15 protein-coding genes are annotated in these 14,037 nt (G+C 61.0%); 11 read left to right on the top strand and 4 right to left on the bottom strand.

The window, feature by feature from the left end:
• Positions 1–99: 99 nt before the first annotated feature.
• Positions 100–1,503 (bottom strand): coniferyl aldehyde dehydrogenase, encoded by a 1,404-nt coding sequence (locus tag ACUTQY_RS03755; RefSeq protein ID WP_172428006.1) that lies wholly within the window; start codon positions 1,501–1,503, stop codon positions 100–102.
• Positions 1,504–1,723: 220 nt separating this feature from the next.
• Here ACUTQY_RS03755 and ACUTQY_RS03750 point away from each other — a divergent pair, with 220 nt between their 5' ends.
• Both ACUTQY_RS03750 and ACUTQY_RS03745 read left to right on the top strand, forming a co-directional pair.
• On the top strand, positions 1,724–2,554 hold the full coding sequence (locus ACUTQY_RS03750) for an alpha/beta fold hydrolase (RefSeq protein ID WP_033643735.1): 831 nt from the start codon (positions 1,724–1,726) through the stop codon (positions 2,552–2,554).
• A 67-nt stretch (positions 2,555–2,621) separates the two neighbouring features.
• Positions 2,622–3,566 carry an NAD-dependent epimerase/dehydratase family protein gene (locus ACUTQY_RS03745; RefSeq protein WP_046687430.1) on the top strand — a complete coding sequence of 315 codons (945 nt, stop codon included), beginning with the start codon at positions 2,622–2,624 and terminating at the stop codon, positions 3,564–3,566.
• Between the two features lie 139 nt (positions 3,567–3,705).
• Here the strand turns inward: ACUTQY_RS03745 and ACUTQY_RS03740 are convergent, their stop codons facing one another.
• Together ACUTQY_RS03740 and amiA are read right to left on the bottom strand one after the other, a co-directional pair.
• Positions 3,706–4,758: a porin gene (locus ACUTQY_RS03740; RefSeq protein WP_342188157.1), complete on the bottom strand. Its 1,053-nt coding sequence runs from the start codon at positions 4,756–4,758 to the stop codon at positions 3,706–3,708.
• 54 nt (positions 4,759–4,812) lie between these two features.
• Positions 4,813–5,655 carry an N-acetylmuramoyl-L-alanine amidase AmiA gene (gene amiA, locus ACUTQY_RS03735; RefSeq protein ID WP_033643732.1) on the bottom strand — a complete coding sequence of 281 codons (843 nt, stop codon included), beginning with the start codon at positions 5,653–5,655 and terminating at the stop codon, positions 4,813–4,815.
• 339 nt (positions 5,656–5,994) lie between these two features.
• Between amiA and ACUTQY_RS03730 the strand changes: the two genes are divergently transcribed.
• The 8 genes from ACUTQY_RS03730 (at position 5,995) to ACUTQY_RS03695 (ending at position 12,414) form a co-directional block, all read left to right on the top strand.
• The gene (locus ACUTQY_RS03730) at positions 5,995–7,365 is read left to right on the top strand and encodes an MFS transporter (protein WP_046687429.1); all 1,371 of its coding nucleotides are present in this window, start codon (positions 5,995–5,997) and stop codon (positions 7,363–7,365) included.
• Between the two features lie 18 nt (positions 7,366–7,383).
• Positions 7,384–7,782, top strand: a complete 399-nt coding sequence (locus ACUTQY_RS03725; protein ID WP_226886098.1) for a hypothetical protein — start codon at positions 7,384–7,386, stop codon at positions 7,780–7,782.
• A 46-nt stretch (positions 7,783–7,828) separates the two neighbouring features.
• Positions 7,829–8,905 (top strand): ABC transporter substrate-binding protein, encoded by a 1,077-nt coding sequence (locus ACUTQY_RS03720; RefSeq protein ID WP_232094358.1) that lies wholly within the window; start codon positions 7,829–7,831, stop codon positions 8,903–8,905.
• Positions 8,906–8,947: 42 nt separating this feature from the next.
• Positions 8,948–9,958 (top strand): FecCD family ABC transporter permease, encoded by a 1,011-nt coding sequence (locus ACUTQY_RS03715; protein WP_046687428.1) that lies wholly within the window; start codon positions 8,948–8,950, stop codon positions 9,956–9,958.
• Positions 9,945–10,493 carry an ABC transporter ATP-binding protein gene (locus ACUTQY_RS03710; RefSeq protein ID WP_445583258.1) on the top strand — a complete coding sequence of 183 codons (549 nt, stop codon included), beginning with the start codon at positions 9,945–9,947 and terminating at the stop codon, positions 10,491–10,493. The genes ACUTQY_RS03715 and ACUTQY_RS03710 overlap by 14 nt, the downstream gene beginning before the upstream one ends.
• Positions 10,490–10,711, top strand: coding sequence for a hypothetical protein (locus ACUTQY_RS03705; protein ID WP_445583259.1), 222 nt, complete (start codon positions 10,490–10,492; stop codon positions 10,709–10,711). The genes ACUTQY_RS03710 and ACUTQY_RS03705 overlap by 4 nt, the downstream gene beginning before the upstream one ends.
• Before the next feature lie 102 nt (positions 10,712–10,813).
• Complete coding sequence (hchA, locus tag ACUTQY_RS03700) at positions 10,814–11,689, top strand: glyoxalase III HchA (RefSeq protein WP_033643728.1); 876 nt, start codon at positions 10,814–10,816, stop codon at positions 11,687–11,689.
• The gene (locus ACUTQY_RS03695; protein WP_046687426.1) at positions 11,686–12,414 is read left to right on the top strand and encodes a PA1136 family autoinducer-binding transcriptional regulator; all 729 of its coding nucleotides are present in this window, start codon (positions 11,686–11,688) and stop codon (positions 12,412–12,414) included. The genes hchA and ACUTQY_RS03695 overlap by 4 nt, the downstream gene beginning before the upstream one ends.
• Here ACUTQY_RS03695 and ACUTQY_RS03690 read toward each other — a convergent pair.
• Positions 12,411–13,301, bottom strand: a complete 891-nt coding sequence (locus ACUTQY_RS03690; protein ID WP_046687425.1) for a LysR substrate-binding domain-containing protein — start codon at positions 13,299–13,301, stop codon at positions 12,411–12,413. The two genes, ACUTQY_RS03695 and ACUTQY_RS03690, sit on opposite strands and share 4 nt — an antisense overlap.
• Positions 13,302–13,430: 129 nt before the next feature.
• Here ACUTQY_RS03690 and ACUTQY_RS03685 point away from each other — a divergent pair, with 129 nt between their 5' ends.
• Positions 13,431–14,003: a hypothetical protein gene (locus tag ACUTQY_RS03685; RefSeq protein WP_052752696.1), complete on the top strand. Its 573-nt coding sequence runs from the start codon at positions 13,431–13,433 to the stop codon at positions 14,001–14,003.
• Positions 14,004–14,037 lie beyond the last annotated feature (34 nt).

The raw sequence follows: 14,037 nt of genomic DNA, 5'->3' as shown, positions 1-14,037 counted from the left end.
GCTTAGTCAGCGGCGGCGGAGAGATAAAATAGGAATGAGTGAATATTGTGATAGCTTGCGGCGATTTATGGGTGTGCTATTGATAGTCAACACGCCGCGTTATCGGCGCCGCAACATGACCGCGAGCACCGCGTCCGCCAGCTTGCCGAACGGCGCGCGCAGCAGGTCGGTAAAGCGCCAGCGGCTCTGGATGAAAACGCCTTTGGCGTGGCTCAGCGCCCGAAATCCTTCGATGCCGTGACAGGCTCCCATGCCGCTGGGGCCGATGCCGCCGAACGGCAGGTCGTCCTGGGCGAAGTGCAGCAGGGTGGCGTTGATGCTGACGTTGCCGGAGGTAGTGCGCGCCAGCAGCCGGTCCCGATCCTCGCCCGGCGGGCCGAAGTAGTAGAGCGCGAGCGGGCGGGGCGCGGCGTTGATAACGTCGATCGTTTCATCAAAGGCGGCGTAGGTGCGCACCGGCAGCAGCGGCCCGAAGATCTCTTCTTGCATGATCGCGCTGTCATCGGGGGCGCCGACGATAAGCGTAGGGGCCAGCGTGTTCGGCCGTTCAGACGCCGAGTCCGGGCGGTGGCCGACCGGATGGAGTTGCGCGCCGCGCGCCTGTGCGTCGGCAAGCAGCGCTTGCAAGCGGCGATAGTGCCTGTCGTTGATGATGGCGCCGTAGTCGTCGCCGGTTGGCCCGTCGGGATAAAAGCTTTTAACCGCCGCGTCATAGAGCGCCATGAAGCTTGCCAGATCGTCCTGATGAACCAGCAGGTAATCGGGCGCGATACAGGTTTGGCCCGCGTTCGACAGCTTGCCGAACGCCACGCTCTTGACGTTTCTGGCGTTAACCGCGCCGCGCGCCATGACGGCAGGGCTTTTACCGCCCAGTTCGAGCGTTAACGGCACCAGATGTTTGCCGGCTGCCTGCATGACCTGACGGCCGATTGCCGTGCTGCCGGTGAACACCAGATGGTCGAACGCCAGCTCGCTGAATCTGGCCCCGACGTCCGGCCCGCCGGTCACGACGGCGACCTCATCGGCGGGAAACAGCGCCGCCAGCATCGTTTCGATGAGGCGGCTGGTATGCGGCGTGAGCTCCGAAGGTTTCAGCATCACGCGGTTGCCGGCGGCCAGGGCGGTGGCCAGCGGGATGAAGGTCAACGAGAAGGGATAGTTCCACGGCGCCATGATGCCAATCACGCCCTTGGGCTGATATTGCACATAGGCGCGTGCGGCCTGATACGGCAGGGCGACGTGGCGGCGCTCCGGCTTCATGAAGCGTTTCAGGTTGCGCAGCAGGTAATCGATCGCCTGAACGGTGACCAGAATCTCCAGAATATCGGTTTCGTAAGGCGAACGGTGGCCGAAGTCCGCGCTGACGGCCGCCGCCAGCGCGGCGCGCTGGGCCAGAATGGCGCTCCGCAAGCGGCGCAGGGCGGCCTTGCGCTGTTGCATCGTCGGCGCGCCGTCGCGCAGGAAGGCGTGGCGCTGGGCGGCAAGCCGCGGCTCCATCGTCATGAGGATGTCATCTCCCTGCACTTGAATTCTCCTGATGCCGAGTGAAAGCGGGAATGCGGTTTGCCGAATTGTGTTTGACCTTAAAGTGAACTTTAAACCTATACTCGTTAAACGATCAACGCAAGATCGTCGGCCAACCGGGATGAGGGAGCCAGAGCTCCCGGCGCCGTGCGCAGTATAAACCTTCTTTTTTAACCAGAGTGTAAATGGGAGAAACGACATGGGTTATGTAACGACCAGCGATGGCGTCGAGATTTTCTACAAGGATTGGGGCCCAAAAAACGGCAAGGTTATCTACTTCCACCACGGCTGGCCGCTGTCCAGCGATGACTGGGATGCCCAGATGCTGTTCTTCGTGAACAAAGGGTTCCGCGTGGTTGCGCACGATCGCCGCGGCCACGGCCGCTCCAGCCAGGTGTGGGAAGGGCACGACATGGATCACTACGCCGATGATGTCGCCGCGGTGGTAAAACACCTCGGCGTACAGGGCGCCATGCACGTGGGCCACTCGACCGGCGGCGGCGAGGTGGTGCGCTACATCGTGCGCCACGGCGAGGACAAGGTGTCCAAAGCGGTGCTGATCAGCGCGGTGCCGCCGCTGATGGTGAAAACGGACAGTAACCCGCAGGGCACCCCAAAATCGGTATTCGATGATTTCCAGGCGCAGCTGGCCGCCAACCGGGCGCAATTCTATTACGACGTGCCCGCCGGCCCGTTCTACGGCTATAACCGTCCGGGCGCCAAACCGTCGGAGGCCATTATCTGGAACTGGTGGCGGCAGGGCATGATGGGCGGCGCCAAGGCGCACTATGACGGCATCGTCGCCTTCTCGCAGACCGATTTCACCGAAGATCTCAAGAAGATTGCCATTCCGGTGCTGGTGATCCACGGCGACGACGACCAGGTGGTGCCTTATCAGGATTCCGGCGCGCTGTCGGCCAAGCTGGTGCAAAACGGCACGCTCCATACCTATAAGGGCGCGCCGCACGGCATACCGACTACCCATGCCGATCAGGTCAACGCCGATCTGCTGGCGTTCGTGAACAGTTAAGCGCGAACAAGCACTTTTGCTCCGCCCTGAGTGGGCGGAGTTTTTTTCATTGCGATGAGGAACGCCAATGCAAACGATCCTGGGCGCCAGTGGCCAGATCGCCCAAGAGCTGGCGCGTGAACTGAAGCGCGCGTACACCGATGATTTAAGATTGGTCAGCCGCAACCCGAGGAAGGTCAACGACAGCGATACGCTGGTCGCGGCCGACCTGCTCGATGCACAGCAGACCCTGGCGGCGGTGAAGGGCAGCGACGTGGTGTATTTCGCCGCCGGCCTGCCGCCGGATTCGGCGCTGTGGGAGCGGCAATTTCCGACCATGCTGCAGAATGCGTTGGACGCCAGCCGTACCGCGGGCGTGCCCTTTGTTTATTTCGACAATACCTATATGTATCCGCAGAACGGCGAGCCGCAGACGGAATCGACGCCGTTCGCGCCTCGGGGGCGCAAGGGACGGGTGCGCGCTCTGATGACCGAGAAGGTGCTCGACGAGATGGAGCGCAAGCAGATCCCCGTGCTGATCGGCCGTGCGCCCGAGTTTTATGGGCCGGGAAAAACGCAGAGCTTCACCAATGCGCTGATCGTCGACAGGCTGAAAGCGGGGGAAAAACCGCGCGTGCCGGTTCGCGACGACAGGCTGCGCACGCTGATCTGGACGCCCGACGCCAGCCGTGGGTTAGCCCGGCTCGGTAATACGCCCGACGCGTTCGGCCAGACGTGGCATCTCCCGTGCTGCGACGAGCGGCTCACCTATGCGCAGTTCGCCGCGTTGGCCTGCGAGGTGTTTGGGAAGGACATTTCATATTCCGTTATCGGCAAATGGGCGTTGATCGCCGCGGGGTTGGTTTCGTCCGGGGCGCGAGAGATGCGCGAGCTGCTGCCGCGCTACGAGCACGATAACCTGTTCGACTCGACCAAGTTCAAACAGCGTTTTCCCGACTTCGCCGTCACGACGTATCGCGCCGGGCTGGAAACGATTTGGCGGGAGTGGAAAAACGCGCAAGCGCCGCGCTGAGGCGTCCGTCGCGCCATGAGCAGGCGCATTCGGCACCCTGTCATCACTCTGCCCTCATGATCCTCTCGCACCGTCTCGATCGGCGCGAGCGAGCCTCGCCCTTCACCGGGCGGGGCTTTTTATTGGCTGCGGCAGCGCGTCACCAGTGATAGCTGATGCCCATATCGAGTTTGTCTGACGCATCGACGCCGGGGGCGTGGCGAGAAAGGTTATTGAATTCATAGTTAATAAACACCTGCATGTTGCTATTGAGCAACCAGGTCACGCCTAACTCCTCGTAGTTCAATAAGTCGGTGTTGCGGCCTGCCCGGGCCTGTATCAAACGGGTATAGCCGATGTTGGGCTGAATATGGTCCGTCAGCCGGTATTTGGCGAGCGCTTCATAACTGGACGCCGAGCCGCGGTTAGCGGTTTGTTGCGGGCTGATGGCGTTGTCGCTTTGGGTGAACACGGCCGCGAGATAGATTTTTTTCGACGCATAGAGAACCCCCTCGGCCAGCGTATCGATGCGCCGACGATAGCCGGCGGCGCGTTGCTGCCGCTGCGTGGTTTGAGACGCCGAAGCGGCGGCGATGAGGCTGAGCGTCGGCGTCAGCGCATAGCGGAAGGAGGCGCCGAACCCGTTGCCGTTTTGTTTGCCCAGCGCCTGTCGATCGTCGCCGTCTTTGAACTGATATTGCAGCGCGAGGGCGGCGTGCCGCTGAAACAGGCTGAAAGGTTTGCGGTAAGTGAGCAGGTTGTGCGCCCGGCCGCGCATAAAGTTGTCGATGTAGTTGTAGGCCATTTCTCTGAACAGCGGGGAGCGATCGGTCAGGGCGGTCACATCATAGAGCACGCCCCAGTTGCGGCCGATATCGAGGCTGCCCAGGGCGGCGTTCTGCACGCCGAGGTAGGCGAGCCGGATGCTGTTTCGGGTGGCGTCGGCGAAGCTGACGGTATATTCCCAATGGGCGTAGGCCCGCCAGCGCGGCGCGATCTTTTTTTTGCCGATCAGGCCGAAATAGAGATAGCTGCGGTCGCCGTCGTCGCGTTCGCTTTGGCCGCTGTAGCGTCTGGCGATAATCGTGCCGTAGAAATTCAGGCTGCTGTGTTGCGATACCGTCAGCGGCACGGCGAAGGCGCTGCGCGGCAACAGGGCCAGCAGCGGGAGCCACAGGCTCGCCGAAAAAGCGCGAGGATTGCATTTTATCATGATGACGCCGTCCCTGTGCGCGGCAAGCCGGCCGGCTTGCCGTCCTGGTGAAGCTTAAGCGTGCGTGACGTGTTTAAAGTAGCTGACGATCCCCTGCGTGATGGCGGTGGCGATTTTATTTCGGAATGCAGGGGTGCCCAGCAGCCTTTCTTCCTCGGGGTTGGTGATGAACGAGGTTTCCACCAATACCGAAGGAATGTACGGGGATTTCAACACCACGAAGGCCGCCTGTTCGGTATTTTTGGCATGCAAATGATGGATGGGCGCAATATGTTGGATCAGGTGCGAGCCCAGCGTCAGGCTTTCTTTGATGGTTTCCGTTTGTTCCAAATCAAACAGTATCTTCTGCAAATAGCGATCTTTCTTGATGACGTGGGGGCCGGCGAGATCGTCCGCCGCGTTTTCACTGTTCGATAAGTATTTCGCCATCGCGCTGCTGGCGCCCTTAGTGGAAAGCGCAAAGACCGAAGCGCCGCAGGCGCTGGGGCAGGTAAAGCCGTCGGCGTGAATCGACATGAAAAGATCCGCGCCATGCCGGTGCGCGATCTCCACCCGATCGTACAGCGGAATAAAAACGTCGCTGTCGCGCGTCAGGCGGGCATCGATGCCGTGTCGATCGAGCTGCGCCCGCACGTTTCTGGCGATCGCCAGAACGACATGTTTTTCCAGCGAACCGGTGTGGCCAATGGCGCCGGAGTCGATGCCGCCATGGCCGGGATCCAACATGACCAGGAATCGTTTCCGCGCACCCTGAGGGCCCGCCTGTTTTTTGGGGCGTGGCAAGCCGTGGGCGCTAGCCAGCGGAGAAACGGCGCTATTGAGCGCCAGAGCCGCCAGCCCGGCCAGCATCATTCTGCGGCGGGACAAGCGCGTGTTCAAAAGGTCCTTCTTAGCCATAAGGTTAACCCGCATAAAGGGAAGGTTGTTTTGTTATAACATAACAATTCATGCCGGCATCATCGTCGTCTGTTAGCGCCTGTTACTTTTAATGTCATTCTATAAATCAACCGGTTTTTTATACTGAATATAGTTATTTGATTGGGTGTTTATATTGTGATTTATTTGTATTGTATTTGTTAATTCTTATTTTGAAACAATATGCAATCCAATATTTCAAATGAGATTTATTACCATCCAATAATGATATGTTATAACGTAATTACAAAAATTGATAAAAACGGCGTCTTTGCCGCCGGCATGCCGGCATAAAGACACCCACGTTTTTGGAGCGTTAACATGACTTTTAAAAACCAGGAAAAAGAGACGCTAAATCTATTCGCGGTTCTCGCCGTCTCGTTAAGCACGGTCATCGCCATGCTCGACAGCACCATCGCCAACGTAGCGCTGCCGGTGATCGCGAAAGATTTCGCCGTTTCCGAATCGGCCTCCATCATGATTATCAATGCCTACCAGTTTGCCGTCGTCGCGTCGTTGATGCCCTTTGCGGCGCTGGGCAGAGCGGTGGGCAATAAAAAAATCTTTATGGCCGGGGTGGTGCTGTTTGCTTTCTCCTCGTTGGGCTGCGCGCTTTCCGACACGCTGGCGATGCTGACGGCGTTCCGAGTGATACAGGGCTTCGGCGCGGCGGCGGTGCTCAGCGTCAATGCGGCGCTGATTAAGGAGATCTACCCGGCAAGGCTGCTGGGGCGCGGCCTGGGGATTAACGTGATGGTGGTGTCGGTTTCCGCCGCCGCCGGGCCGTCCATCGCCTCGGCGATACTTTCTCAAACGAGCTGGAACTGGCTGTTCACCATCAATGTTCCCATCGCCTGTCTGTCGCTGCTGCTGAGCGTGATATTTCTGGGCTCCCGCGAGCGGCGCAACGTTGGCTTCGACAGCGGGGGCGCCCTGTTGGTGTTTGTGCTGTTTATCGCTTTCTCGCTCAGCACGATGAGCATGACCACCCGCCATCTGCCGGCGGCGGCGCTGAGCTTTGCGGTATTCGCCGGACTGGCCGGGTGGCTGTACATCAATCAGAAAAGAAAGGCCAACGCCGCGCTGATCCCGGTCGCGATGCTGCATAACCCGACGCTGTCATTGTCTTTGCTGATGTCGATGCTGTCTTACAGCACCCAGCTTTTGGCTTTTGTATCGCTGCCTTTTTATTTCCACAATGTCCTGCAAAGAAACGTGGTGGAAATCGGTCTGCTGCTGACCGCCTGGCCGCTGGCCACCATGGTTTCGTCGTTGATTTCCGGCGATTTGACCAAGAAATACGATCCCAATCTCGTCGCCCTGTCAGGCCTCGCCTGCTTGTTGGCCGGCATGCTGCTGATGGCCAACCTGCCGGCCGATCCGTCGAATGGGGCGATCGTATGGCGTGTGGCGCTGTGCGGCATCGGTTTCGGCCTGTTTCAATCACCGAACAACCTGCTGATCATGACCTCGGTCTCTCATGAAAACAGCAGCATCGCCAGCGGTCTGTTGGGCAGTTCCCGGTTGATCGGGCAAATCGTCGGTTCGGCGTTAGTGGCGATTTTCTTCAATATGCGCGGCGCGCAAGCGACGACTATCAGCTTAATGGCGGGGGCGGCGTTCTCGTTTCTCTCTCTGGCCGTGAGCTATATGCGCTTCAAGTCCGCCGTTACGTTAAAAACCAGCAAATAAGCACGTTCGAGGTTTCCCATGCGATTCATCCACCTGGTGCCGCTCATTATCGGGATGGCGGCGTTTTCCCTCAGCGGCTGCTCGACCTACCACGACGTGGCGCTGCAACAAAAAGAGGCGGGGCTCAATAGCCCGTATTATCTGTTGCAGCCGCCGGTCTATGTCGGCGATCGGCTGAAATACGGCCTGAAGGACGGCAGCGGCGGTGAGCTGACGGTTGCGAAGGTTGAACCGAAAGACATCGTTGCCGACAGCGGAAAAATCATTCCCCTGTCGCAACTCTCTTTCCTGCAGCGAAAAGACATTTCCGAAGGAAAAACCGCCGCGTTGGTCGGCGGCGGCGCGGTCGCCACCGCGGCGATCGTTTTCGTTGCCGGGATCACCATCATGGCCGCCGGCATCGCCGCCTCGGCCTGACACTATTCATCGACGCGCGCCATTGCGCGTGCGCGCAGGAGGCCTCATGGCCGTAAAACTGACATTCATCGCCACCGCCTTGCTGGCGATAGCCGCTTTGCCGATGCTGCCTTGCGCCGGCGCCAGCCAGCCGGAAGCGGCCGCGCTGCCGCAGAGCGCGGCGGCGCAAACGCTGCCCGGCAGCTACCCGCGGATCGTCATCACCGGCAACTGCCCCTTCGGCGTGATCCTGGCCAACGAGGCGGCCTATCGGCACGTCGTCGGCGTCGGCCCCTGGGCGTTCATGCATGCCGATAGGCATGTGTTGAAAGACATGAAGCCTGACATCGGCAGGATCACGTCCGATTTCATCAATAAGGACTATCGGGTCAACATGGAGTCGTTAATGAATCTGCGGCCCGACATCATTTATTACTACGGCAAAAGCCAGGACGATCGGCTGGAAAGGGCGGGCGTGATGACGGTCGATCTGGACGCCGGCGGGAAGACCAAATACCAGCCGATGGTCACCCAGGTGTATTGGGAAAATACCTTCGCCGACACCCTCGGCCTGCCGCGCACGCATAAATTCAAAGACGCCTGGGAAAGGACCCTGAAGCAGATCCGCCCCTATGCCGCAGCCATCCGCGCGCAGCACGTCAGGGCGTTGTATCTCGAAGAAAGCGACGGCAGGCAGCTGAAGGTGAGCGGCCCGCATACCTACGGCGACACCTACCTGAAAATGGCCGGCATGGACAACGTCGCCGGGGATTTGCCGGTGAAGGGGGATGCCGGCAGGTACATCAACGTGTCGATGGAGCAGATCATGGCCTGGGATCCGGATGTGATTTTCGTGGTGTTCGGCAGCGCCAAAGCGCTGCTGCACGGGGGGATCCCCGGCCAGGCGTGGGAGACGCTCAGGGCGGTAAAAAACGGCAAGGTTTTCTCGACGCCGGTGGGCATTCATAACTGGGGGGGCCTGTCGGCGGAAACATCACTGCTGCCGCTGTTTATGATCAACCGGTATGCCCCTGAAGACATTAGCGACAAAACGCTGCGGGAGGAGACGCGCCGCTATTATCAGACGATGTTCTCTTATGCGATCCCGGACCGGTTGCTGGATGAGGTGCTGGCGCAACGCTAGCGCCACGGTTGAATAGCGTTAATCCATTGGAGGAGCTTGGGGATGCCGGGCAGAGGAAAATATGCGGCGATCATGGCGGGATTGTTCATTTCGCTGTGTGCAGTCGCCTTCGCATCGCTGTTTGCCGGCCGCTACGCCTTGTCGGCCCATGATGTGGCGCAGATTTTATGGCAGGGGAACATGCCGGGGGAAAACCAGGCCCGCTATTCGGTGATTTTTAACCTGCGCGCGCCGCGGGTAGTGGCGGTGATGCTGGTGGGCGGCGGGTTGGCGGTCGCCGGCGCGACCTTTCAGGCGGTGCTGAAAAACGCATTGGCCAGCCCGGACGTGCTGGGTACGTCTTCCGCCTCCGCCTTTGGCGCTGCGCTGGGCATTCTATTGAGTTTGCCTTTTGCCCTGAGTTCGCTGCTGTCGTTTCTTTTCGGCGTGGTGAGCCTGTTGCTGGTGCTCGGCATCTGCCGCCTCAAACGCCGGCAGGATGCGCTCACCACGATTTTGTCCGGCATGATTATCGCGTCGCTGTTTATCGCGTTTGTCTCGGTCATAAAATATGTCGCCGATCCGCAGGATACCTTGCCGGCGATCGTCTTCTGGCTAATGGGCAGCTTCGCTTCGGTGGCGAAAGCGCAGGTTTATTGGCTGATCCCGCTGTTTGCGGCGTGTTACCTGACTATCTACCGGCTCAGGTGGAACATGAACATTCTCTCGCTGGGGGACGACGAGGCGCGCATCGCCGGCCTGAATCCACCCCGGCTGAAGATCCTGCTGCTGATCGCCGCCTCCCTGCTGGTTTCCGCCTCGGTGAGCTTGGCCGGCGTGGTGGGGTGGGTCGGCTTGGTGATCCCGCATTTGGTGAGAAGCGTGCTGGGATATAACCACGGCCGCCTGATCCCGGCTTCGGCGCTGAGCGGGGCGCTGTTTTTGCTGGCGATCGACAATATCGCCAGAGGTGCCACCTATGCTGAAATCCCGATCGGCATCCTGACCGCACTGATCGGCGCGCCGCTTTTCGCTCTCCTTTTTATTATGAGCAGCAAACATGATCACAGTTAACCAGCTGACCCTGGGTTTCAAGGGGCGAGAACCCCTTCTTGACAACGTCAGTTTTCATCTGGCGCGGGGCGAGATCCTCAGCGTGCTCGGGCCGAACGGCGCCGGTAAAACCACGCTGCTGAGACATGTCGCGGGCCTGTGCCGGCCCCTGTCAGGCGTTTGCCAGATCGGCCATATCGATAATCGGCCCGCCCGACTGGCCTATGTGCCGCAGGCGAAAACGCCGCATTTCGCTTATGGCGTGCTCGATTTTGTCACTTTCGGCTGCGCTCGCCAGGCGGGGTGGTTCGCCGGGCCGCGGCGGCAAGATTTCGCCAAGGCGCAGGCGGTGTTGCACGCGCTGGAGATCGCGCCGCTGGCGCAGAAAAACATCAATCAGATCAGCGGCGGGGAACTGCAGATGTGTTATTTCGCCAAGGCGCTGGCGGCGGACCCCGACGTCATGATCCTCGACGAACCGGAGTCGAACCTGGATTTTTACAATCAGGCTAAAATGATCGAGATGCTCTGGCGCCTCGCCAAAGAGCGCAGATGACGATCGTGCTGAATACGCATTTTCTGCATTACGCCGATCGCATCTCCGACAAGTGCCTGCTGATGAATAAGCGACAGTGCATGTTTGGCGATAAAAACGCCTTGCTGCAAGAGGATATCCTGGAGCGCTACTTCCAGGTGCCGGTGAGAAAGTGCCGGTACGAATATGCCGGCGTCAGCGAAGAAACGTTCATTGTCGCGCTACGGCACCCCGCTTGAGCGCCGCCAGTGCGAGGGCGATTGAGGGATATCCCTCATTGCGGCCCCGCCGGCGGTTATTTAAGCTGAAAGAGAAATGCAACGGTGAATATGGAGATAATCATGACTGATTCAGTATCCAACGATCGTAATCCCACCCCGGATGTGGCGGAAGACAACGCGTTCTTCCCATCACCTTACTCCCTCAGCCAGTACACCTCGTCCAAAACCGACTTCACGGGCGCCAGCTACCCGAACGCCTATCGCGGCGGCAAGTGGAAGGTGCTGATGATCGCCTCGCAGGAGCGCTACCTGCTGATGCAAAACGGCAAGTTCTTCTCCACCGGCAACCATCCGGTCGAGATGCTGCTGCCGATGTATCACCTGGATCTGGCCGGTTTCGAGATCGACATCGCCACGCCGTCCGGCGATCCGGTGAAGCTGGAGATGTGGGCGTTCCCGCATGAAGACCCAGCGGTCAAGGCCACCTATGAGAAGTACCGCAGCCAACTCAAGCAGCCGAAAAAGCTGACGGAAGTCGTGAAGGATCTGGATGGCGGCAACTACCTCGGCGTTTTCATTCCCGGCGGCCACGGCGTGCTCAACGATATCCCGTTCAGTGAAGAGGTGAAAAAGACGCTGCACTGGGCCCATGACAACGATCGCTACGTGATCTCGCTGTGCCACGGGCCCGCCGGTTTGCTGGCGGCGGGCATTGGCGAGAGCAAAGACGATTTCCTCTATCGCGGCTATGAGATGTGCGTGTTCCCGGATGCTCTCGATACCGGCGCCAACATCGACATCGGCTATATCCCCGGCCCGATGCCCTGGCTGGTGGGCGAACGCCTGCGTGAGCTGGGCGTGAAGATCGTCAATGCCGACATCACCGGCAAGGTGCATAAAGATCGGCGCCTGCTGACCGGCGACAGCCCGCTGGCTTCCAACAATCTCGGCAAACTGGCGGCAGAGACGCTGCTGGCCGACGTCGCCGCGCGATGAGCGACGAGATCGCGCAGCGCGCTTTCCAGACGGCGCTGGCGATGGACCACGAGCGAACCCTGTCCGCCATTCAGGGGCGGGTTCGCGCCTTCGCCGCGCCGTTCGGCTTCGATCGCTTTGTGCTGTTTTCCGCTTCCGCCACGGCGGAGGCGGGGATCGAGCATATCTATTGGGTCGAGGGCGACTGGTTCGGCGACGGCGAGGCCGTCGATGCGTTGACCTACGTGCGGCACTGCCCGGTGACCCGGCACATGCTGCGGGTCAGCGAGCCGTTTTTCTGGACCAAGACCCGGGCGCAGCAGGGAGAGCGCTACCGGATTGTGCGCACGCCGCGCGGCGCGGGCCTGCACGGCGTGCAAATCCCGGTGTTCGGCCCCGCCGGCCTGGAGGGTGCCGTCAGCCTGGGAGGCGAGCGCATCGACGCCTCGCCGCCGGTGCGGTTGGCGCTGTCGCTGGTGGGCACGGCGGCCTTTTTGGCGGCGCGGCGGCTGTTTGAACCGGCGGCCGGCAAAGAAGAAGGCCGGCTGTCGGCGCGCGAGCGTGAGGTGCTGAGCTGGACCGCCATCGGCCGGCGGCAGGCGGATATCGCCGCGATGCTCGGCCTGTCTGAACGCACGGTGGAAAACCACCTGCGCCGCATTCGCCGGCGCCTTGGCGCCGCCACCACCGCGCAGGCGATCAGCGTGGCGATCCGCCTGGGCGAAATTGCCCCCGAGAGCCGTTAGCCTGCCGCCATTTGCCGCAGCAGCCACTCGCGCAGCGCAATGATATCGGGGCGCTGCGCGGTCTCTTCGGTGGCCACCAGATAGTAGTTGGCGCCGGGTAACGCCATCTCGAACGGCGCGGCCAGCACGCCGCGTTGCAACAAATCGCGCGCCAGCAGCCGGCTGGCGATCACCACCCCCTGGCCGGCCACCGCCGCCTGCAGCGCATGGGTTTCGTCGCTGAAGGTCAGCCCGGCTTCCACGTTCAACCCTTCCGGCCCGTAGCGCCGCCGCCAGTTCTCCCAGGTCGGCGAGTCGGCGGGCACCTGCCGATGCGCCACGTGAAACAGCGTCACCCGCTGTAAATCCTCGATGTGCGCCAGCGCCAGCGCCGGGCTGGCGACCACGATAAAGCGATCCTCATGCAGCAGGGTGCAGTGCAGATCGCTTTCCGGCGTTTCACGGTAGCGGATGGCGACGTCCACGGTGCGTTGGCTGAGATCGACCCGCTCGACGCTGGTGTGCAGGCGCAGATCGATGGCGGGAAACTCCGCCTTGAAATCCGCCAGGCGCGGCACCAGCCAGTGGGTGAGAAAATTGGAGGTGGTGGTGACGGTCAGCGCCGGCGGCTGCCGGGCGCGGGTGATTTGGGCGACGGACTGTTCCAGCGCGGCAAAGGCGCGCTGGGTGCCGGCATACAGGATCTCGCCGGTCTCGGTCAGGCTGACGCCCTGCGCGCTGCGCTCGCACACCCGGCATTCCAGCACCGATTCCAGCAGCTTGATCTGGTGGCTGACCGCCGTCGCGCTCACGCCCAGCGCCTCGGCGGCCAGTTTGAAGCTGCGGCAGCCGGCCACGGCGTGGAAAGCGCGCAGCGCGCCCAGCGGCGGCAAACGGGGTTTTCTCATGGCTGAGTTATTCTCATCTAAGGCTGAAAACTATGAGTTTGTCTGACCGATTATACAAGAGATAGGCTACTGACATGTGAACAGGGAAATGAATTTATTTCATCATTTCCACCCTATCGGGAGTGAGCGATGAGCCTTTCTATCAACAACGGCGCCCTGGGCGCCATGACACACACGGGAACGGCAGCGAGCGCCCTGGCGCTCAGCGTGCCGGTCGCGGCGGGCGCTTTGCTGCTGGAGGCGGAGAGCCTGCAGGGCATCGGCGCGCCCCTGATGCTGCTGACGGCATTGGCGCTGGCGTTTCTCGGCGGCGCCGCACTGGCCCGCTGGCAGCCGCTGCGGAACCGGCCTGCGCTGGCGATTCTCCGCTACGGTTTTTTGCTGGCGGCGGCGGGGTGGCTATTCACATTGCTGATGCTGTTCGGCGGCCATGACTGGCCGGCTCTGCTGGCGGGTCTCGCCCTCGGCGGCCTGGGGCAGGGCGTTGCCTACCGCACGGCGGTGGAGGAGAAAGCGGCGTTCGCTGTGGCGTGCAGGCTGACGACGGTGGTGACTATCGTGGCCGTAGTGATTGCCGCTTCGCTGGTGCAAACCTACGCCGCGCCGGGCGTGAGGGGAAGCTGTTTCGCGCTGGCGTTGCTGGTCGATCTGGCGTTGCTGGGGGCGTTGCTGGCGCGGGTGGCGGAACGGGATGGGGCCTGAGCCGTCGTGCTGCAGGTAAACAACCCGCCGGTAA

Source organism: Serratia sp. TSA_130.1 (genome assembly GCF_052691795.1).
The sequence above is the reverse complement of the archived record's forward strand: the minus strand, read 5'-3'. Positions and strand labels throughout refer to the sequence as shown.